The following is a 22,099-nucleotide window of genomic DNA, read 5'->3' as shown; positions in this document are numbered from 1 at the left end:
GAAAGCTAGATATTCTCCAATAACAACGACGCTAGCGAGATTCGCATGTCACTACATTTGCAAAATATCGCCCATACCGTAGGCGGTGTTCCCTATATTAGCGACGTTGACCTAGCACTCGAGCCGGGCTCCTTCAATGTGCTATTGGGCAGAACACTCGCAGGCAAGACCACACTGATGCGCTTGATGGCCGGCCTTGAGCCACCTACCCAAGGTCGGATTCTGATGGACGGCAAGGACGTCACCGGAGTACCGGTACGCCACCGTAACGTATCGATGGTATATCAGCAGTTCATCAATTATCCCAGTTTGACCGTCTACGACAATATTGCCTCGCCGCTTAAACTCGCCAAACAGCCAAAAAGCGAAATTAACAAGCGCGTCGGCGAAATTGCTGAGATGCTGCATATCGAGCATCTGCTTGACCGCTATCCTCTGGAGTTGTCCGGTGGCCAGCAACAGCGCACCGCCATGGGCCGCGCTCTGGTAAAAGACGCCGATGTCATTCTCTTCGACGAGCCGCTGGTCAACCTGGACTATAAACTCCGTGAGGAACTGCGCGACGAGCTGCGCGACTTGTTCAAAGTGCGTAACTGTATTGCCGTGTACGCCACCACTGAGCCTAATGAGGCTCTTGCACTCGGCGGCAACACAGCCATCCTTCACGAAGGTAAGCTGCTGCAGTACGGCCCCACCGATCAAATCTACCGGCAACCCAACGGCATTCTCAGCGCCGAGATGTTTTCTGAGCCGCCGATCAATATCGTGCCGGGTCGGCTCACCGACAACGACATCACCTTCGATAACGACACTCACTTTACCTGCGACGATGCCTTGCGAAAGCTGCCTCCTGGTGACTACCAGTTCGGGGTTCGCGCCTCGCATTTGAGCCTTACACCACAAGCCGCGGATGATCTGGAACTGCCGGTCACCGTGGATGTTGCCGAAATCAGTGGGTCCGAAACCTTTCTTCATGCGCGTCATGCGCACTTCCCACTGGTATTGCATCTCCTGGGAATACACGAATTGAAGGTCAATCAGCCCATCAAGGTTTATTTCCCCATTCATAAACTGTTTGTTTTCGACCAGCAGGGCCACATTGTGCATACCCCGTTGGCTCAGACGGAGGGCGCCGCGCATGGCTGAGATCGTGCTTAAAACACTCGCGCACACATACAGCGCCAACCCGCAATCGGCCGAGGATTACGCCATCCGCCATATGGAACACGTATGGCATCAAGGCGGCGCTTATGCCTTGCTGGGACCGTCCGGATGCGGCAAATCAACCCTTCTGAATATTATTTCAGGGCTACTGGCGCCTACCGAAGGAGATGTACTCTTCGATGGCCACCGGGTCAACGAACTGCCACCGGAAGAGCGCAACATCGCCCAGGTGTTCCAGTTCCCGGTGATCTACGACACCATGACGGTGTTCGATAATCTCGCCTTCCCGCTGCGCAACATGAACACCCCCGAGTACCGGGTTAAACCCAAGGTACTGGAAGTCGCCGACATCCTTGAGCTGACACCGCTGCTATCGCGCAAAGCCAAAAACCTGACCGCCGATGAAAAACAGAAGGTCTCCATGGGGCGCGGTCTGGTCCGCGACGACGTTACCGCCATTCTGTTTGATGAGCCGCTTACCGTCATCGACCCGCAGTTGAAGTGGAAGCTGCGCCGCAAGCTCAAGGAAATCCACGAGCGGTTTAACATCACCATGATCTACGTCACTCACGACCAGCTTGAAGCCTCGACCTTCGCTGACAAGATTGCCGTGATGTACCAAGGCCAGGTGGTGCAGTTCGGTACGCCACGGGAACTGTTCGAAACACCCGCGCATACTTTCGTGGGTTATTTCATCGGTAGTCCAGGCATGAATTTTTTCGAGCTTCGCTACGATGAGGCACAAAATACGGCCTACTTCGGCGACCAGCCACTGCCGTTAAGCAATGCTTATCTGGCCACGCTTAAAAAGACCGAGAGCGACAACCTCAAGCTCGGCATTCGCCCGGAATTCATCGACGTTCACGCAAGCGCCGCACCCGACACGATTGCCGTGCAAAAAGAGAACCTGCAGGACCTTGGCACCTACGCCATTCTCACCTTCTCGTTCAATCAGCAAACATTTAAAGCCAGGTTGCCCGAAGACCATCCTGCCCTGGGTGACACCGTCTATATCCGTTTTCCCGACGACAAACTGAGCCTTTACGTCGATGAATACCGAGTCGAGGTAGATCATGAATAAAGTCTATAACAACCGCGCCTGGCTATTGGTACTGCCAATGCTTGTCCTGGTCGCGTTTTCCGCGATCGTGCCACTGATGACCGTCGTCAACTACTCGGTGCAAGACGTGCTTGGGGCTAACGCCCGCTTCTTTACCGGCACCGAGTGGTTCGAAACCATGCTCAACGACCCGGCCCTGCAAGCGGCTTTTCTACGCCAGATAATATTCTCGCTCACCATTCTTGCCATCCAGATCCCTCTGGGAATCGGCATTGCGTTGATCATGCCCAAACGTGGTTGGCAAGCATCGGCAGTGCTGATCCTGATTACTCTGCCCCTGCTGATCCCCTGGAACGTAGTGGGCAGTATCTGGCAGATTTTCACACGCGGTGATATCGGCCTGATGGGTTGGGGACTTCGCCAGTTGGGCATCGAGTACAACATTACCCGTAACGCCGCCGATGCCTGGGTGACGATCATCCTGATGGACGTTTGGCACTGGACCCCGCTGGTCGCCATGCTTTGCTACAGCGGCCTGCGCTCCATCCCCGAAGCCTACTATCAGGCGGCGCGCATTGACCGTGCCTCAAAATGGGCGGTATTTCGCTACATTCAGTTGCCCAAGCTGACCAATGTGCTGGTCATTGCCGTGCTGCTGCGCTTCATGCACTCGTTCATGATTTACGCCGAGCCCTTTGTACTGACCGGTGGCGGGCCTGGCAGCTCAACGACCTTCCTGAGTCAATCATTGACCACCATGGCGGTGGGTCAGCAGGACTTGGGACCCTCCGCTGCTTTCTCGATTATCTACTTCCTGGTCATCCTGCTGGTGAGCTGGGTGTTCTACACCGCCATTATGAACATGCAGAAAGACAAGCATTCCCAGGGAGGAGCCTGATATGAGCTACCAACTGGAAAACACCCAGCAGGGTGAAAAATACAACACCATTTTCAGCCGCACCACACCCGCACAACGCCGCAAGCGCAACGCCAGAACCAAGCTGCGCTCGCGCCTGTTGCTGGGCGTCTATCTGCTCTTGATGATTCTGCCCATCTATTGGCTGCTGAATATGTCGCTGCAAACCAACAGCGAAATACTGGGCTCCATGACCATGTGGCCGGAGAACCTCACCTTTGACAACTATATTGGTATCTTTACCGACTCAAGCTGGTACATGGGCTATGTCAACTCGATTGCCTATGTGCTGATGAACATGCTTATCACCATCTGTGTGGCACTACCGGCTGCGTATGCCTTCAGCCGCTACAGCTTCATTGGCGATAAGCACCTGTTCTTCTGGCTGCTGACCAACCTCATGGCGCCGCCCGCTGTGTTCCTGCTGCCTTACTTCCAGCTTTATTATTCGGTCGGTCTCTTCGACACGCACATTGCCGTGGCGCTGGCGCACTGCCTCTTCAATATTCCACTGGCCATCTGGATTCTTGAAGGCTTCATGAGCAGCGTTCCCAAGGAGATCGACGAAACCGCCTACATCGACGGTTACAGCTTTCCACGCTTTTTCATTAAGATTTTTATCCCGATGATTCGCTCGGGTATCGGCGTCACGCTGTTCTTCCTGTTCATGTTCTCGTGGGTTGAGCTGCTCCTGGCCAGAACGCTGACGGCCACCGAGGCACAGCCCATTGGCATGATCATGACGCGCACGTCCACCGCGTCGGGGATTGACTGGGGCACGCTCGCCGCAGCCGGTGTGCTGACCATCTTGCCAGGCATTCTGGTGGTCTACTTTGTCCGCAACCATATCGCCAAGGGCTTTGCCCTGGGTCGTACCTAAGGAGGTGATGTATGTCTTGGATGGTATGGACGGTGCCCACCGCTATTTTCTTTTCCGCCATTGCCGCCATGTTGGCGGGGATGACGGTCTGGGAAATTGTCTCGCCCACCATAGAGCGTAAGGGCTTTCTACCCATCACGACCACACGCGGAGACCGGCTGTTTGTTGGCCTTCTGTCTGCTGCGTTTATTCATCTTGGCGTGATTGGCTTTACCTCATTATCGATTTGGTTAGCACTGGCAGCTTCGCTGGTCTGGCTGTTGGTGCTGATGCGCTGGGGGTAACCGGTGCGAGAACCAAAAGCGGTCTCATGGACGGATTCGCCATTAGGGAAGATCACAACACAACGAGGTCTATATGCGACATAACAATTTCAAACTTACCACCCTCGCCGCCAGCCTGCTGCTAGCATCCGGTTCGCTAGCCGCAGACGACCACGATGCGCGGGCGGTGGCCGAGCGGCTGGTCGACGAGCATTTCCAAAACTCGACCCTGAGCCGCGAGGAACAGATCGAAGAACTGATGTGGTTTGCCAAAGCGGCCGAACCATTTCGCGACATGGATATCCAGACCGTTGCGGAGGGGTTAACCACCCACGTCTATGAAAGCGAAGTACTTGCTGAAGCGTTCAGTGAGCTAACCGGTATCAACGTCACTCACAACATCATTGGCGAAGGCGATGTTGTCGACACCATGCAAAACCAGATGCAGTCGGGTAACAGCATCTACGATGGTTTCGTCAACGATACCGATGCCATCGGTACCCACATCCGCTATGGCACCACCATCAACCTCTCCGAGGCGATGGAAAACGAATGGGCCGACTACACGCTACCCACGCTGGATCTGGACGACTTCATCGGGCTGCAGTACGGCACCGGGCCAGATGGCAGCATCTATCAATTGCCAACCCAGCAGTTCGCCAACCTTTACTGGTTCCGCTACGACTGGTTCCAGCGCGAAGACCTGCAGGAGCAGTTCCGGGATATTTACGGCTACGACCTGGGCGTACCCACCAACTGGACCGCCTATGAGGATATCGCCGAATTCTTCACCGACCATGTTGGCGAGCTCGACGGCAAAGAGATCTATGGCCACATGGATTACGGTCGCCGCGACCCCTCACTAGGCTGGCGTTTCCACGACTCCTGGCTCTCCATGGCAGGTATGGGCAGTCCTGGCGTTCCTTCCGGCAACCCGGTAGATGACTGGGGTATTCGTGTCAACGAAGACAGCCAGCCGGTGGGGGCCAGCGTTAGCCGTGGCGGTGCGACCAACTCTCCCGCCTCCGTCTTTGCCATGCAAAAGGCCGTTGACTGGCTCCGCGACTTCGCTCCACCCGAAGCCCAAGGCATGACCTTCGGTGAAGCGGGTCCGGTGCCTGCTCAAGGCCATATTGCCCAGCAGATTTTCTGGTACACCGCCTTCACGGCCGACATGACCGACCCCGATGTCGCCGTGACCGATGACGAAGGCAATCCGCTATGGCGCATGGCCCCCTCGCCCACCGGCCCGTATTGGGAAGAAGGCATGAAGGTTGGCTATCAGGACGTAGGCGCCTGGACGTTCTTTGACTCCACCCCCGAAGACCGTCGCACAGCGGCGTGGCTGTTTGGTCAGTTCACCGTTTCCAAGACGGTATCGCTTGAGAAGTTGATGCACGGCCTGACGCCGATCCGCGAGTCCGACATCTTCTCTGAGCAGATGACCGAAATGGCGCCCAAGCTCGGCGGGTTGGTTGAATTCTACCGCAGCCCCAACGAGTCCAACTGGACCCCAACGGGCACCAACGTCCCCGATTATCCCCGCATGGCGCCCCTATGGTGGCAAAACCTTGCACCGGTCATGAGCGGAGATGTATCGCCACAGGAAGGCCTCGATGCACTGGCGGCGGATATGGATAGCACCATGCACCGTCTTGCCCGTGCCGATGTCTTCGACAGCTACGCCCCCGTGCTGAACGAAGAGCGTGACCCGCAATACTGGCTGGACCAGGATGGCGCGCCGAAAGCCAAGCTGGATGACGAAATGCCACAAGGCACCACCGTGCCTTACGACGAAATGATGGAAGAATGGATGTCGGCCGGGACGCGCTAATACCGGCTGGGCGGGCCCCACGGCCCGCCCTTTCCGGCTTCATCGGCGGCACCCTCTATCGACACTTACCAACAGCGCGGTCGCCCATACAGCACCGTGAACGGGGCTTTCTTTGTTAATTTGGATCCGCTATGAAACTGCGTAACCGTAATATCGAGAAACTACATTCCGATGAATTCGATGTACTGATCATTGGTGGTGGCATCAATGGTGCCGCCACCGCTGCGGCGCTGTCAGGTAAAGGCGCCCGGGTTGCCTTGATCGATCGTGGCGACTTCGCTGGCAGCACCAGCATGCACTCCTCAAATCTCGTTTGGGGAGGCATCAAATATATGGAAAGCAAAGACTTTGCATTGGTTCGAAAGCTTTGCAAGAGTCGTAATCATTTAATTAAAAGTTACCCATCCACTGTTCAGGAAATTCGTTTTCTGACCAACATCACCCGGGGGTTTCGCCATTCACCGCGTTACTTGTGGATTGGCACCTGGCTCTACTGGCTGATGGGCAATGGATTTACCCGGCGACCCCGCTTGTTGTCCCCCAAGGATATCAAGCAGGAAGAACCGATTATCGATGTCGATGACTCCGTCGGCGGCTTTGAATATTCGGATGCCTACCTGCACGACAACGATGCCCGTTTTGTCTTCAATTTCGTTCGTCATGCACTCAATCATGGGGCAACTGCCGCCAATTATGTTGAGTCACTGGGCGCCGAGCGTGAAGGGAATGTCTGGGTCACCAAGGCGCGTAACGTGATGGACGGCCAAACCTTCGATATCCGCGCCAAGGTGCTGATTAATGCAGCAGGCCCCTGGGTTGACCAGCACAACACCCTGACCGGGCAAAAGACCACCCACCAACACCTGTACTCCAAGGGTATTCACCTGATCGTGCCCCAGTTGACGGATTCCCAGCGCGTGCTGGCCTTCTTCGCCGACGACGGGCGGCTGTTCTTTGTCATTCCCATGGGCAACCGCACCTGTATCGGGACCACCGATACGCACATGGAACACCCCGAGGTGGATGTTACCGGTGACGACATTGACTTCGTGCTGGAAAACATCAACAAGCGCCTGACCCTCGACAAGCCACTGGGTCAGGCCGATATCATCTCGACCCGCTGTGGCGTGCGTCCCTTGGCCATCAAGGCGGATCAAGGCAACGACCGCGACTTTCTCCAGCTATCCCGCAAGCATGTGATCGATACCAATCAGGATAGCGCACACATCAGTATTTTTGGCGGCAAGTTGACCGACTGCCTGAACGTGGGCGATGAAATCGCTGAAGCCGTCGCAAAGCTTGGGGTCGAACTACCCGACCAGGGCTTCCGCTGGTATGGCGAGCCCCCCAATGCCGTGAAACAACAGTTCATGGATCATGCCAAGCGCATGAACCTGGACGCCATGACAGCGGCGACATCCTCAGAGCCTCTCTCATCACGCCTTTGGCGACGTTATGCCGAACAGGCGATGCCCATGCTCGAAAAAATCCGCCAGGACCCGGCAGAAGCCGACATTCTGATCGAGGGCACGGAATACATTCGCTGCGAGCTTGAACATGCCCGCGACCATGAGATGATCACCCAGCTTGAGGATTTCCTGCGCCGCCGAGCCAAAGTATCGCTTGTAGTGCACCACGAGCAACTGCGCCACTCCAAGGGGTTGAAAGAAGCCTGCCGTGTTCTATTTGGCGAGCAAGCCGAAGAGCGTTTTGAGGCGTATTTCGCCCAGAACCGGGATACCGCCCAACCCTATACACCCAAACAGGAAGTTCCCTCCTAGAAAGTGGCGGCAATGGGAGCGCAGTGGCAAATAAAATCCCCCTCACGGTGGCCGCCAGGGGGATAGAGGAAAGTGAAGAGCGTCAGAACCTAATCTTTAGTCGCTATTCTTCGTTTTCAACCAGCAGCTGGGAATCCCCTGCCAGCACCTCGTCCCACGCCTCTTCAATGGTGTACCCCATACGGCTATCAATGGTGTCGATGACTTCAACCGCGTGCTGAAGCGACTCCCGCTGGCCTTTTAGCGCTACTACCAGCTTGGCCAGGTCTTGCTTGCTGAACGTATTCGCGATTCGGTCGGCTTGTTGGCTTAATTCGATGCAGTTCATGGTTCAACCCTCATGGTATGGTCATCCGCTGCTTACTATTGTCGTTAATCGTTAAGCAGCCATCTTGTTAATGACGAATGGTGACGTTGCTACTCATGCTGGACCGGATAAGTGTCCAGTTCGGTGACTGCGATAAGGTCACAAGCGTTACAAGACCTTCGCTTCAAGCGCCCGGGTAATTCAAAAGCGCATCAAATGTAGCAGTGGTCAGAAGGGGTCAATCGGGATAACGAAACACCGCCCTGATCCATGACTTCACTATGGTGCACTGCCGTAAAGCTCACAATGCGTCATTGGCCGCAGGCAGCGTTGTAGCTCGACTACATAAGCGTCGAATAACCCCGAAAGGTGTCATAGAATTTCACGATGGAGGGACAGTACGCAGGGAACGCATTGATAACGTCGGGAAACTTACCCGAGGTGGCCTGGATAAGCGGTGGCAGTATACGCCATCAACCCAACGACGCCAGTCGACCATGGGTTAATAAAATGAGGCCGCTATCACCACCGCCATGGCGATAGCGGCCTCTGGCGGGAATAGGTTAATCCGTTGAACGCACGCGGGAAACCGCGTCCAACCATCCTTGGTACAGTTGTTCGCGGTTCGCCTCCTCCATACTCGGTATAAAGCTTCGCTCGCAGCGCCAGAGTTGCTCTATCTCGTCCAGGGTCTGATACCAGCCTAACCGCAGGCCGGCCAGGTAGGCGGCGCCCAGAGCGGTGGTTTCCAGAATCGTGGGGCGGTCCACTTGCACGTTCAGCATATCGGCCAGAAACTGCATGACCCAGTTATTCTTGACCATGCCGCCATCAACACGCAGGTTGCCGGGTGGGGCTTCCATATCGTCATTCATGCAATGCTGAAGATCACGCGTCTGATAACAGACTGCCTGAAGACCAGCGGCGACAATTTCCGCAATCCCGGTATCGCGGGTCAGACCAAAAATCGCCCCGCGGGCTTTCGGATCCCAGTGCGGTGCCCCCAGGCCAGTAAAGGCAGGGACTAGATAAACGCTATGCCCGCGGCGGGTTTTACGGGCAAGGGCTTCGGTCTCCGCCGCATCCGCAAATAAATTCAGCCCATCGCGCAGCCACTGGACCGTGGCGCCGGCGACAAAAATACTGCCTTCCATGGCGTAGGTCGGCTTGCCGTTCAGGCGATACCCAATGGTCGTCAGCAACCGGTTGCGCGACAGAGACGGTGTGTCTCCGGTGTTGACGATCATGAAACATCCGGTCCCGTAGGTACTCTTCCCCATGCCCGGCTGAAAGCACGCCTGACCGACCAGCGCTGCCTGTTGATCCCCCGCCACACCCGCAATCGGCAGCTCAACACCCAGCCAGCGGGCATCCATGGTGCCAAAATCATCGCTCGAGTCTTTCACCTCAGGCAGCAAGCTTGCCGGGATATCGAACAGGTCGAGCAGTTCGTCGTCCCAGCACTGCTCGTGGATATTGAACAAGGCGGTGCGCGAGGCATTGGTTGCATCAGTTACGTGATGGTGACCACCGGTCAATCGCCAGATCAGGAAGCTATCGACGGTACCAAAGAGCAATTCGCCTTTCTCAGCCCGGGCTCGGGTCCCTTCGACGTTGTCCAGCACCCATGCAAGCTTGGTGGCGGAAAAGTACGGGTCGATCAACAGGCCGGTCTTGGCCTGCACACGCTCGGTATGTCCACCATCGCGCAGCTGTTCGCAGAGCGACGACGTACGCCGGTCCTGCCACACAATGGCGTTATAAACCGGCTTTCCGGTGCGCTTGTCCCACACAATGGTGGTTTCGCGCTGATTGGTGATCCCCACGCCAGCAATTTGCTCTGGCTTGATAGCTGCCTTTTTGACAACTTCCTGGCAGGTGGCAACGACCGTGTCCCAGATATCTTCAGGATCGTGCTCGATCCAACCGTCGTAGGGATAGTGCTGGGTAAATTCCTGCTGCGCGACAGCAGTTACTTGACCTTCACGGTCAAACAGGATGGCACGGGAACTGGTCGTACCTTGATCGATGGCAAGTATATAGGAGGACATGGCACGTTCACTTTGTTGTTGGTAGTTTCGATTCTGTACATTTATTTTCGAATTATTATCACCAAAGGCTACGCCAGCCGCCAGCAATGCTCAAGTATGAAAACATAACCGCCTTCACCTGATCAGGCCAGGTGCAACGCGACATCGTGCTGGGTCAGCAGGCGCTGAATGGCCTCAGGCGGTTTACGGTCGGTAAACAGTGCGTCCAACTGGGCAATATTGCCTTGGCGTACCACCGGGTTGCGGTGAAACTTTGAATAGTCGGCCGCCAGATAAACGCGCCGTGAATTGGCAATAATGGCCTGGGCAACGCGCACCTCCTGGTAGTCGAATTCCAGCAAAGAGCCATCTTCGTCGATGCCGCTGATACCGATAATGCCGTAATCGACCTTGAACTGATTGATAAAGTCGATCGTGGCCTCGCCAATAATCCCGCCATCCCGGGAACGCACCTGCCCCCCTGCGATGATCACCGTGAAATCTTCCTTGTGCTGCAGAATCGCCGCGACGTTGAGGTTATTGGTAATAATCTCCAACCCCTGATGATCGAGCAGCGCCTGAGCAATCACCTCGTTGCTGGTACCAATGTTGATGAATAGTGACGCGTCATTGGGAATATGGTCAGCCAGGCAGCGTGCGATCCGCTCTTTCTCTTCAAGATGCAGGGTTTTACGAGTGCTGTAGGCGGTATTCACGGTGCTGGATTCAATCCCCACTCCCCCATGAACTCGCCTCACGCGGCCATCGTTCGCCAGTGTGTTCAGATCTCGGCGAATGGTCTGCGGCGTTACGGCAAAATGATCAGTGAGCTGCTCGATGCTCATGTATCCATGCTGGCGGACCAGCTCGATGATCGCGTCTTGACGAAACTGTTGATTCATAAGCTAGCCCGTGGCGTTATTTTTTCGTTTTAGAACGTATTTACTTTAAAACTATTTATTTTAAAAACCATTTACTTTGAAACCATTCACTTTTAAACCATTCACTTTTAAACATAGCAGCGTAGCAAAATTTCTATCAAATAACGCTTATTGATGCTCGAAGACGAACGTTATGTCGACAGCGGCCATACCCACAGGATCATCGGTATCGACACCAGCAGCACGATGACCGACAGCGGCAACCCCAACTTCCAGTAATCGCCAAACCGATACCCCCCCGGCCCCAGCACCAGCGTATTGGACTGATGGCCTATCGGGGTCAAAAAGGCACAGGACGCACTGACAGCGACCACCATCAGGAAGGGATCGAGCGATACCTCGAACCCTCTGGCCAGGCTGACGGCAATGGGCGCCATCAGCAGCGCCGCTGCCGCATTGTTGATGACATTGGAAAGCAGCATGGAAAGGATAAACAGCCCCACCAGGGTAACCACCACCGGCCAGTCGGCTCCCCATTGCAGCAACGCCTGGGCGATCAGATCCGCCCCGCCGCTGGTCTCCAGGGCCTCGCCGACCGGAATCATGGCCCCCAAGAGAACAATCACAGGCCCGTCGATCGCCTGATAGCCCTCCCGAAGTGGCAGCACACCAATCAATAGCGAAACCAGTGCCGCACTACTCAACGCCACCGCAGCCGGCAATACGTCCAGCAGCATGGCAACAATCGCAGCCGCAAAGATAGCCATCGAAAGCAGCAATTTGCGCGGCTGACCAAGGCTTAAATTGCGGTTAGCCAGCGGTAAACAACCCAACGCTGGCAGGCTTTCGGCAATTTCATTCTCCTCGCCCTGTAACAACAGGATATCCCCGGTCTGAAAGCGAATATCCCGCAGACGCTGCTTTAACCGGGTGCCATCCCTAGCCACCGCCACCAAATGCAAACCAAACTGGTGATTGAGACGCAACTGACGAACACTCCGATTGATCATCATGGAGTCATTACGTACCACCACTTCCACCAGCTGTAGCCCTTCGGTATCCACCGGCGGATGCGAATCCGACGCTTCTTCTGCAGCCAGGTCGCGGGCTTCCTCATCCTCGTCATCCCCTTCAATCTCGGCGACGGCGCTCAGCCCTGCCTTGTCTTCCAGCAGTTTCAGTTCTTCAGGTCCGGCTTCCAAAAGCAGGATATCGCCTGCCTGTAACATACCGTGGAACGAATAGCCTGCCTGGCGGTTGTCATCGCGCACCACTGCCAGTACCGGAATAGACTCTTCAAGCTCGTCGCGAAGCTGCTGCAACGTCAACCCTTTGGCCTTGGATTCATCATTGACCTTGAGCTCTACCAGATAGTTGGCAGTGTCAAACATATCCGCGGCTGATGCCTGGCCGCTACGCTTGGGCGTTAGTCGCCAGCCGACCAATACGATAAATGCCAACCCGGCCAACGCCACGACGCCTCCCACAGGGGCAAAGCTGAACATGCTGAAGGTATCGCCGGATACGTTCCCCCGGTAACTGGAAATAATGATATTCGGAGGGGTACCGATAAGCGTCATCAGCCCACCCAGCAGTGAGCCAAATGCCAGTGGCATCAGCAATAGCGATGGAGAGGTGTCATGCTCCCTTGCCATACGCATGGCGACGGGCAACAACAGCGCCAGCGCCCCGACATTGTTCATGATGCCCGAGAGTACCAAGACGGTTCCCACCAACGCCAGCAACTGGAGTATCAAGCGATCACCCACCTTGAGTATCTGGTCGGCGATAATATCGACCAGACCTGAGCGTTCGAACCCTTTGCTCAGCACCAGCACGGCGGCAACCGTGATCACGGCAGGGTGGCCAAACCCCATAAAGGCATCTTCGGCAGGCACCAAGCCAAGCATGACCGAACCCAATAGCGCTGAAAGGGCGACCAGATCATAGCGAAACCGCCCCCATACAAAGGCCGCCAATGTTAACCCCAGCACTAAAAACACCAGCGTGCTCGTCGCCAGCCCCACGTCCTCGATTGCCATATATTGAATCACCTCCCTGTAGAGCACCGTCACTATCGTCGGCTTGCTTTACTGTAAATCAGATAGTGGCAAGCAGGTAAATCATATTAGACATTGACTATACGCCAATAAAAAGCCCGGCGATGCCAGGCTGAGAAAGATCATTGATTGAGTCCGCAGACCTGGGGCGCTATTTTTTCATGCGATCCAACATTTGCTGAACGGCTTCCAGATGCTCGGGTTCGTTATGAGACATGCCCTGAAAAACGGCGCAGACGTCCAGAAATCCTTTTAGCTCCATGTCGGGCGCCATTTTCATTAGCCGCTTGGTCAACCGAGTCGCCTTCGGTGGTTGGGCAGCGATCCGCCCGGCATGCTCATACGCCGTCTTCATCAACACATCGGGCTCGGCAACCTCCAGTACAATTCCGTACGCCAAGGCTTCCTGGGCATCGATCACCCGGCCGGACAAGGTCAGCTCAAAGGCACGCTGGTAGCCGATCTGGCGTTGCATGAACCATGCGCCGCCGTCGCCGGGAATAATGCCCAGGTTGAGAAAGGTCTCACCAAACTTGGCCTGGCGCGAGGCAATGCGCAAATCCGCCATATTGGCCAGGTCAAACCCGGCGCCGATCGCAGGCCCGTTGATCGCCGCAATGATGGGCACTTCCACCGCTTCAAGCGCCAGCGGCATACGCTGTATGCCCCGGCGGTATCGCTCAGCGACTTCCGCCACGTCGCCCGCGAAGTCGCCGTCGCGGTGGGCCATATCCTTGACGTTACCACCGGCGGAGAACGCCGATCCGGCCCCGGTAATCACCAATACCGACACGTCGGCAGCGTGGTTAACCCAGTTAGCCGTAGCGACAATGTCATCGACCAACGCAGTGCCGGTAAGCGCATTGCGCACGTCGTGACGGTTCATGGTGAGCGTAGCCACCCGTTCTTCAAGCGTTAAAGTCGCATCCGTCAGTGTCGGCAACGATTGACTCATTCTTCACGCTCCAAAATGATGCGGGCATCCACAATGGCATACCCGTGGGGGTGGCTTTCTGGATACACCATTACCGGGTTTAAATCCAACTCACGAATGCTCGGATAGGCGTCCACCAACTTTGAAATGCGCATCAACAGCAATACCAGTGCCTGCTTATTGACCGCCTGAGCACCGCGGACCCCTTCAAGCACTTTTTGCGCCTTGATTTGGCTCACCATGGATTCGGCATCGGCTTGCGTGATAGGTAGTGAACGAAACGCCACGTCCTCCCACACCTCAACGAAAACGCCGCCCAGGCCAAACATGAGCACCGGGCCAAAGACCGGATCCCGCAGCATACCGATGATCACCTCCACCCCTTTCTCTACCATCGGCGTGACCAGCACCCCCTCGAGTCGTGCGCCAGGGTCGTAGTACTGGGCATTAGCGACGATGGTTTTGTAGGCATCGCGTAATGCGGCTTCGCCTACCAGGCCAAGCTTGACCCCACCGGCGTCGGATTTGTGCAGAATATCTTTGGAAACCACTTTCATGGCCAATGGCTGTTCGCCAAAGTGACGGGCAACTTCCTCCATCTCATCGCTACCTTGCACCCACCGTTCGTCGGGCACATGAATGCCATGCTCGGCCAGCAGTCCCTTGGCTTCGAACTCTAGCAAGTTCCGCTTTTGTTCTTTTGCGTTGGTTAATATTGCCTGGCCGTTACGGGATGCCTGCATCGGCAGATTTGCGGGTTGAACGGCGCATTTCGCCAGGTATTCACCGCGCTCGCCCAGCGCCGCCAGCACTCTTACCGCGTGTTCGATGGAGGCGTAAACGGGCAACCCCGCCTCGTGCAAACGGCTCAGCGCTGGGGGGTTAATGGGCGCGTAGAGGCTGTAGATGACCAGCGGTTTACCGCTCGAATGGGCAAGCTCAATCATGGATTCGGCCCCGCGCATTTCATCCCCCAGCAAGGACTCGGCAAAGCGGAGACTGTAGCCGCCAAACATGCCTACCAGAAACACGCTATCGACATTCGCATCAGCGGCCACCACGGCCATGCATTCTGCCAGGAGGGAAGGATTCGCATCCGAAGACCCCGCCACATCGACAGGGTTCAGCGTCGAGGCCTGGGGCAGCAAAAGCGCCTCGAGTTTCACCTGGGTATCTCGGCTAAGCGTCGCCAGTGTCAAGCCCGCCTCCGCCAGCCGATCGGCGGCGATCGTTGCCTGACCACCACCGTCGGCAATCACCGCCACGCGTTTACCTTCTGACTTTTGCAAGCGGCCCAGCCCTTCCGCCACCGGGAGTATTTCATCGGAGTATTGCACCACGCTCACCCCAGCCTGGCGCAACAGGTCCACGGTCATCCGGTAGCTGCCTGCAAGAGCCCCGGTGTGAGAACTGGCGGCCTTTTGGCCCTGCTCGGTAGAGCCCGACTTATATACCACGACGGGCTTCATGGTAGTGACTTCACGCGCCGCATCGAGAAACTGGCGACCGTCCCGAAAGCCCTCCACATAAAGCGTCGCCACCCGAGTATGCTCATCTTCCCCCAGATAGCGGAGGTAGTCGTTGAAGCCGATATCGGCCTGATTGCCCGGCCCGATGTAGGTACTGAACCCGACCTGCCCGTTGTGCTGGGCCTCCAGCGCCAGGGAAAGCAGCATGTTGCCCGACTGGGAGACAATTCCGATGTCGCCGGTCTTGAGGTTATCAAGCGCCAGCAGATTAACCCGATGGTGCAGGTTGAACAGCCCCGACGTGTTGGGCCCGATGATGCGCACGCCATGGGCCCGGGCGTTGGCCATCATGCGGGCTTCCAGCGCAGCGCCTGCCTCGCCAGTCTCGCCAAAGCCGCTGGCCAACACCACGGCCCCCTTGATGCCGAGGCGGCCACACTCAGTAATCAGGTCGGGCACCGTGGCGGCGGGAGTACAAATCAGCGCCAGCGCCGGGGTGCCCGGGATAGCACTGATCGAGGCAAAGGCTTTGACCCCTAAAATCGAGGTCGCCTTGGGATTGACCGGGTAAATCTCACCGCCATAGCCGCCCTTGATCAGCCCGACCATGGCCTTATAGCCGCGCTTGGTGGGATCAGACGATGCACCAACGACGGCAATGCCCGACGGCGCCAGGATGGCATGCAGCGGGCTTTGAGAAGGAAGATGACCTTCGATGGATTGCATGGAGTTACCTTTAGGAAGTAAGACAAGTCGACAATGCGTGTTGGAGCGGACGCCTAACGGCCCTTGAACTGGGGCGCGCGTTTTTCGGCGAAGGCGTTGACCCCCTCCTGCCAATCCTCGGTGGTCGAACAGGTAAAGACGGCATCAAGCTCTTGCTGAAGCTGGCTTGGCATGTCGGTTTGCGCGGCTCGATTGACCAGCGGCTTCAACATGGCCAATGACACCGGCGCCTTTTCCGCCAGCTGCAACGCCAGTGTCTCGACCTCTGGCATCAACTGATCCGCTGGATAACTGGCCAGCGCCAGACCCAGCCGTGCTGCCTCGGTTCCATTGATTCTTTCGCCGATATACAGAAGCCGACGAGCCTGGGCCAGCCCGACAAGTTGGGGTAACCACTTGGAAACGCCACCGCCTACGCAGGTGCCAATACTGGTTTCGGGAAAACCGATCTGAGCATCATCGGCCATCAGTATAAAATCGCAGGCCACCGCCATTTCGGCGCCCGCCCCCAGGGCATAGCCGTTCACGGCGGCAATCACCGGCTTGCTCAGTTGAGCGATTGCCTCGCCCACGTCGTTCCCCAACTGGAGATATTGGCGCCGCTGGAAAAGCGTCCGACCCGCGCCTTCGTGGGCTTTCATGTCAGCGCCGACGCAGAAGGCACGCCCTTCCCCGGTGATTACCACGGCGCGAATATCCGGCTCGCGCTGGGCAACGGCCAGCACGCCAAGTAGCTCGTGATATAGCGATTCCACAACGGCATTGAGCCTGTCGGGCCGATTGAGTCGCACCGTCATTACATGGTCTTGCTGGGTGACTACAAGATGGGAACAGGAAGGTAAATCAAGCGGCATGGTCATAACGGTCAGGATACCTGGCGGAAAGGTGAATAAGTAGACACATACGTTTCTATATTTTTCATAAAAAGAAACATATGTATCAAATTCAATCCTAGGACCACCCTGCGCCCCAGTCAACACGATTGTTTCATTAAAAAATAAAAAAGATACAAATGTATCGATCAAGTGTGATGGTCTAAACTACCCGCCTGAATGCGCTGGAGCCTTACATGACATCCAAGAACAGTGAAACGATCACTTCATCTGCCTCGCCGCTGGATACCATCAATCAACGTCTTGCGGCGGTTTACCCGACGCTCAGCCCACAGTTGAAACAGGCGGCAGGCTATGTGATGGAACACCCCCCGAACATCGCATTTCAATCCATCCGCAAAACCGCAGAAGCGGCACAGGTCACGCCCTCAACCCTGGTGCGTCTGGCCAAGCGACTGGATTTCAAAAGCTATGAAACGTTTCGCGAGGTGTTTCAGTCGGCGGTTAAGACACCGTCTGTGGAACTATCAGGGCGCGCCAACCGGCTTCGTTACCAGGCAAGTCAGCCTGATGACCCCCTCTTTGTTGATGTCGGCGATGCCGCCTTCGACAACATTGGCCGCCTGTTCACCGCGGATAACCAGGCACGGGTACGCGATGCCGCTCAGCAGCTTTTAGCGGCGCGCAATATCGCCGTGGTGGGTTTTCGCGACACCTTTGCCTGCGCCTACCACTTTGCTTATGTGGGTCGCATTGCCATGCCCAACATCAGCCTTATTCGAGGCTTGGAAGGCGGGTTATTAACCGAGCTGGACGGCTTCGATGAAAACGATATTGTCGTCGTTTTTGGCTTTGAGCCCTACTGCGCAGAAACGGTAAAAGCACTGGAAGTTACCCGCGCAAACGGCGTCAAGGCTATTGTCGTAACGGATAACATGCGTTCACCACTGGCACCCGGCGCACAGATCACATTCAACCTTGCCAACGCGACCCCACACTTTTTTCCTTCGATTCTGTCGGCCATCACGCTCATCGAAGCCATTCTGGCGGAATGTGTCGCCTTCGGCCCTGATTCTCTGGTCGACAACGTGTCCAGATTCGAACAGCGTATGCGCCATATGGGGGCGTATGTTGAGACCGACTAAAGATAAGACTATTGATGGAGACCAAGCAGGTATTTCGACATTCGACATTCGCTGTACTATGGCAAACGTTGAAAATATTAATTGGCGCTTAGCTCAGGACTCGCTAAATTCTGTTTACGTAAAGTGATGCCTTCGCGCTTGGCATCACCTTGCCTGTGCCACAGGGAACTCAAAAGTGACACGACGTTTAGTATGGGAATACAAAAACAAACAGTGGCAATGATCACTGCTGGAGCTTCCAACATGCATAACAAAGAGCAAAACACGAAGTCAGAATCTTTAATCTCCACGTCAACAGAGCTACCTTCCTCTATCACCAAGGGATCCTCAACGCGACGTAATTTCCTTAAAACCGCAGCAGTCGGTTCCGCCGCTGCCGTCGCCGCCCCCTGGATCGGCAATGTTCAGGCCCAGGAAGGCATTCGCATCCGCATGCAGTCTTCCTGGCAGCCTGGCACGACGGGCTACAGAATCTTTGAGGAGTGGGCTGCCGGCGTCGCCGAAGCAACGGGAGGCGAGGTGCGCATTGAGCCCTTCCCTGCCGGCGCCGTGGCGGGAGCCTTTGAGGTTGCCGATGCGGTACGTAACGGCGTGCTTGACGGCCAGAACTGGTTCACCGTTTATTGGCCAGGCAAAATGCCAGCCGGCGTATTCCTGACTGCCTATCCGATGGGGCTTTCCGTCCCTCACCAGTGGGATATGATGTTCGGAGCCTATGGCGGTTTTGGCATTGCCAAGGACCTTTATCGCAAGCAGGGCCAGGAACTGCTGGGCTATGTTCATCATGACCTTAACCTGATCCACTCCAAGATTCCGTTACGCAGCTTCGATGACTTCAAAGGCGTTAAGATCCGCATGCCAGGCGGCATCGTGGCTGAAACCTTCGCCTCTATTGGTGCACAGACGACTCTGCTCCCGGGCTCCGAGGTATATCCGGCACTTGAGAAAGGCACTATTGATGCGGCCGATTACACCGGCGCCGCGGTCAACTACGAGTTAGGCTTCTGGCAGGTAGCTGACTACATCATCATGGGGCCGCCCTCCACGCCCTGCCTACATCAAGCTGTTGACTTAATGGATATTTCTGTCAACCGTCGAGTCTTTGAGCGCATGTCGCCACAAACTCAGGATCTGATGCATGATCTGGTGGCTGCCTATTCCCGCGAGCATTATGCGGCAATCCAGAAGGCCAATGCTGAAGCATGGCCCAAATATCGCGAAAAAGGCGTGGAAATCATCCACCTCACCGAAAACGATGCCAGCCGTTTCCGCGATGCCGCCATCCCGCTGTGGTTCAAGTGGGCCAACAAGGATCCAGATGCGGCTCGGCTGTTTAGAGCGCACCTCAACACCATGATGGATCCTGCAGTGGGACTGGTCACTGACGAAGACATTCAGGGCTACGAACTTAACGCCTGATGCTCAACGCCTGACTTATTTGCTCGACAACATCGGATGTTGCGATGAAATCGCAACATCCGATTTGACTGGAGCAACCCTTTTTCCGCATCCCGTCGGCTTGATGATCCGGTTCCATCGCCAGGAGGTGATGGTGTCACGGAGGAGTGTCCATGAATCTTGATATCGAATTCGTTCTTCCGCACTGGCTATACTGGTCAGTGCTGTTGCTTTTGCCACTGGTGGTCATGTTTTTCGTCGACCGTAGCTTCCGTCGAGGTGCCACGGTCAGCGGCGGCGACACCGCCGAGATACCTGCAGGTGAAGCCACCAATGTCGCCTATCAACCGCCAGGCAACGTATTTACGACTATTGTCGACCGTCTATCCGGCTTTTCCGGCCGTTATGTGGCCTATTGGGCGCTGATTGCTCCTTTCATCTTCGCCTACGAAGTCCTCGTACGCTATGCCTTCAACTCGCCGACTAACTGGGCCCATGAGTCGATGACGTTAATGTTCGGCATGCAGTACCTGATTGCCGGTGCTTATGCGCTTCGCGAAGGTGGACATGTTCGCGTCGATATCCTGTACAGTCGGGCAAGGCCCCTCAACCGAGCGGCACTGGATATTGTCACCTCGATATTCTTCTTCATCTTCACCCTCGCTTTACTAACGACCGGCTGGACGTTCTTCTCCCAGTCGGTGAGCGACGCGTACTTCTTTGGGTCCAGCTATTCCAACGAGACCTCTTTCACCGAATGGGCCATCCAGTTCTATCCGGTGAAATTCATGCTCTTCTTTGGCGCACTGCTGCTGTTGCTACAGGGGTTCGGCCAACTGATTCGGGACATTCAGGCGTATCGGTACCACTGGCGCTTACATGAGGGTAGCCGAACCTTCGCACGCGTAATGGTGGTTATCGCCGCCATTCTGGCGGCTTGGCTGTTGTTCGAGATGGTCAATATCGCCGTCACCGACTACGAGAGTCTGGCAGGTAGCATTTCAGGTAGCCTAAGCTCATTCGGCATCGGGGCCCTGACATTGGTCATGTTCGGTTCGCTGATGGTGGTGCTGGTCGCAGGCCTGCCATTGGCCTTCGTCACCGGTGGCCTAGGGGTGGTATTCCTGTATACGGTTGGCGATCAGGCGATGCTCAACCTGATGCCATCGCGCATTTTCCCGATGATGACCAACTATCAGCTTTCAGCCATTCCGCTGTTCATCTTCATGGCGTCAGTCCTTGAGAAAGCCGGGATCATCGAAGAGCTGTTCGACGTCGTCTACAAGTGGATGGGCGGCCTCAAGGCAGGTTTGGCCATTGCCACGATTATTGCCTCAACGCTTCTCGCAGCGATGGTCGGCGTAATTGGGGCGGCAGTGGTAACCATGGGTCTGATTGCCCTCCCAGCGATGCTCAAGCGCAACTACGATCCGGAAATTGCCATCGGGTCGATCATGGCCGGCGGCACCCTGGGCATCCTTATCCCGCCCTCGATCCTGGCGATCATCTACGGCGTTATCGCCCAGCAGTCAGTGGGTGAGCTCTACCTCGGCTCGCTGATTCCAGGCTTGCTGCTCGCCTTCATGTATGGCTTCTACTGCTGGATGCGAGGAACGCTGAACGTCAAGATGGCCCCGCCAATGCCGGTTGAAGACCGTGTTGATACAAAAGAAAAGCTCCGCCTGTTGCGCAACATGCTGGCCCCCATCGTGCTGGTGATACTGGTACTCGGCATCATCTTTACTGGCATCGCAACGCCCGTGGAGGCAGCGGGTATCGGTACCTTCGGTGCCCTGGTGGTCGCGGCCATGCACAAGCGCCTGACCTGGCCCAACCTGCACGCCGCCTGCATGACCACGCTGGTCGCCTCTGCCATGGTGATGTGGATCATCTTCGGCGCCAGCATCTTCGTCGGCTTCTACATCCTGCAGGGCGGACAGACGTTCGTGCAGGAGCTGATCTCCGGCGCGGGACTGGGTCCCTATGCGGTGCTGATGGTGATGATGGTACTGCTGGTAGCACTGGGCATGTTCCTCGACTGGGTCGGCATCCTGCTGCTGGCGGTGCCGATCTTCGTGCCGTTGATCAAGGGAATGACCTTCGATGGCGTGTTTGGCCTGCCCGGTGTCGACGCCGCGGATGTTTCGCTTTGGTTCGGCGTCATCTATCTGGTCAACATGCAGATGTCGTTCCTCAGTCCGCCGTTCGGCTATGCGCTCTTCTATATCAAGGGGGTCTGCCCACCTCATATCACCATGGCGCAGATATTCCGCTCGTCCTTCCCATTCCTGGGCATTCAGGCGCTGGGACTACTGCTGGTCATTCTCTTTCCGGCACTGGTCACCTGGCTCCCCAACCTGGCCTACGGCTAACCACGCTTGACCGTTCGCCCTTCTGCCGCCCTCGCTCAGCGAGGGC

Annotated in this window: 17 protein-coding genes; 10 read left to right on the top strand and 7 right to left on the bottom strand. The window is 56.1% G+C overall.

All coding sequences use genetic code 11. The annotated features are described in order from the left end of the window. The first annotated feature begins 45 nt into the window (after positions 1–45). The 7 genes from R3F64_RS02110 to R3F64_RS02080 all read left to right on the top strand — a co-directional run bounded on the left by R3F64_RS02110 (position 46) and on the right by R3F64_RS02080 (position 7,898). On the top strand, positions 46–1,146 hold the full coding sequence (locus R3F64_RS02110; protein WP_085918693.1) for an ABC transporter ATP-binding protein: 1,101 nt from the start codon (positions 46–48) through the stop codon (positions 1,144–1,146). Beyond that, a complete protein-coding gene (locus R3F64_RS02105) occupies positions 1,139–2,245 on the top strand; it encodes an ABC transporter ATP-binding protein (protein WP_332609515.1) in 1,107 nt (368 codons plus the stop codon). Before R3F64_RS02110 ends, R3F64_RS02105 begins: the two co-directional genes overlap by 8 nt. Further along, the gene (locus R3F64_RS02100; RefSeq protein WP_176243663.1) at positions 2,238–3,122 is read left to right on the top strand and encodes a carbohydrate ABC transporter permease; all 885 of its coding nucleotides are present in this window, start codon (positions 2,238–2,240) and stop codon (positions 3,120–3,122) included. The genes R3F64_RS02105 and R3F64_RS02100 overlap by 8 nt, the downstream gene beginning before the upstream one ends. 1 nt (position 3,123) lies before the next feature. Continuing rightward, the gene (locus tag R3F64_RS02095) at positions 3,124–4,020 is read left to right on the top strand and encodes a carbohydrate ABC transporter permease (protein ID WP_199283363.1); all 897 of its coding nucleotides are present in this window, start codon (positions 3,124–3,126) and stop codon (positions 4,018–4,020) included. An 11-nt stretch (positions 4,021–4,031) separates the two neighbouring features. Beyond that, on the top strand, positions 4,032–4,304 hold the full coding sequence (locus R3F64_RS02090; RefSeq protein ID WP_085918697.1) for a DUF2160 domain-containing protein: 273 nt from the start codon (positions 4,032–4,034) through the stop codon (positions 4,302–4,304). A gap of 73 nt (positions 4,305–4,377) precedes the next feature. Then, positions 4,378–6,117: an ABC transporter substrate-binding protein gene (locus R3F64_RS02085; RefSeq protein ID WP_085918698.1), complete on the top strand. Its 1,740-nt coding sequence runs from the start codon at positions 4,378–4,380 to the stop codon at positions 6,115–6,117. 131 nt (positions 6,118–6,248) lie between these two features. Beyond that, on the top strand, positions 6,249–7,898 hold the full coding sequence (locus R3F64_RS02080) for a glycerol-3-phosphate dehydrogenase/oxidase (protein ID WP_332609511.1): 1,650 nt from the start codon (positions 6,249–6,251) through the stop codon (positions 7,896–7,898). Positions 7,899–8,001: 103 nt separating this feature from the next. Here R3F64_RS02080 and R3F64_RS02075 read toward each other — a convergent pair whose 3' ends face one another. From R3F64_RS02075 to R3F64_RS02045, 7 genes are all read right to left on the bottom strand, one after another. Continuing rightward, positions 8,002–8,226 carry a hypothetical protein gene (locus R3F64_RS02075; RefSeq protein WP_085918700.1) on the bottom strand — a complete coding sequence of 75 codons (225 nt, stop codon included), beginning with the start codon at positions 8,224–8,226 and terminating at the stop codon, positions 8,002–8,004. 542 nt (positions 8,227–8,768) lie between these two features. Beyond that, positions 8,769–10,256 (bottom strand): glycerol kinase GlpK, encoded by a 1,488-nt coding sequence (gene glpK / locus R3F64_RS02070; protein ID WP_085918701.1) that lies wholly within the window; start codon positions 10,254–10,256, stop codon positions 8,769–8,771. Positions 10,257–10,378: 122 nt separating this feature from the next. After that, the gene (locus tag R3F64_RS02065; protein WP_085918702.1) at positions 10,379–11,137 is read right to left on the bottom strand and encodes a DeoR/GlpR family transcriptional regulator; all 759 of its coding nucleotides are present in this window, start codon (positions 11,135–11,137) and stop codon (positions 10,379–10,381) included. A 170-nt stretch (positions 11,138–11,307) separates the two neighbouring features. Beyond that, on the bottom strand, positions 11,308–13,158 hold the full coding sequence (locus R3F64_RS02060) for an SLC13 family permease (protein WP_332609508.1): 1,851 nt from the start codon (positions 13,156–13,158) through the stop codon (positions 11,308–11,310). Positions 13,159–13,327: 169 nt separating this feature from the next. After that, positions 13,328–14,131 carry an enoyl-CoA hydratase-related protein gene (locus tag R3F64_RS02055; protein WP_085918704.1) on the bottom strand — a complete coding sequence of 268 codons (804 nt, stop codon included), beginning with the start codon at positions 14,129–14,131 and terminating at the stop codon, positions 13,328–13,330. Then, on the bottom strand, positions 14,128–16,305 hold the full coding sequence (locus R3F64_RS02050; protein ID WP_085918705.1) for an acetate--CoA ligase family protein: 2,178 nt from the start codon (positions 16,303–16,305) through the stop codon (positions 14,128–14,130). The genes R3F64_RS02055 and R3F64_RS02050 overlap by 4 nt, the downstream gene beginning before the upstream one ends. Before the next feature lie 53 nt (positions 16,306–16,358). After that, positions 16,359–17,102: an enoyl-CoA hydratase/isomerase family protein gene (locus R3F64_RS02045; RefSeq protein ID WP_332609505.1), complete on the bottom strand. Its 744-nt coding sequence runs from the start codon at positions 17,100–17,102 to the stop codon at positions 16,359–16,361. A gap of 272 nt (positions 17,103–17,374) precedes the next feature. Here R3F64_RS02045 and R3F64_RS02040 point away from each other — a divergent pair, with 272 nt between their 5' ends. From R3F64_RS02040 to R3F64_RS02030, 3 genes are all read left to right on the top strand, one after another. Continuing rightward, positions 17,375–18,283 (top strand): MurR/RpiR family transcriptional regulator, encoded by a 909-nt coding sequence (locus R3F64_RS02040; protein ID WP_264823177.1) that lies wholly within the window; start codon positions 17,375–17,377, stop codon positions 18,281–18,283. Positions 18,284–18,526: 243 nt separating this feature from the next. After that, on the top strand, positions 18,527–19,702 hold the full coding sequence (dctP, locus tag R3F64_RS02035; protein ID WP_085918707.1) for a TRAP transporter substrate-binding protein DctP: 1,176 nt from the start codon (positions 18,527–18,529) through the stop codon (positions 19,700–19,702). 152 nt (positions 19,703–19,854) lie between these two features. Beyond that, positions 19,855–22,053: a TRAP transporter large permease subunit gene (locus R3F64_RS02030; RefSeq protein ID WP_085918708.1), complete on the top strand. Its 2,199-nt coding sequence runs from the start codon at positions 19,855–19,857 to the stop codon at positions 22,051–22,053. Positions 22,054–22,099 lie beyond the last annotated feature (46 nt).

Origin of the sequence: Halomonas sp. 5021 (assembly GCF_036663435.1) — a bacterium.
GTDB classification, from domain to species: Bacteria; Pseudomonadota; Gammaproteobacteria; order Pseudomonadales; family Halomonadaceae; genus Vreelandella; species Vreelandella janggokensis.
Note: the sequence above shows the minus strand (reverse complement) of the source record. Positions and strands in the feature narration are given on the sequence as shown.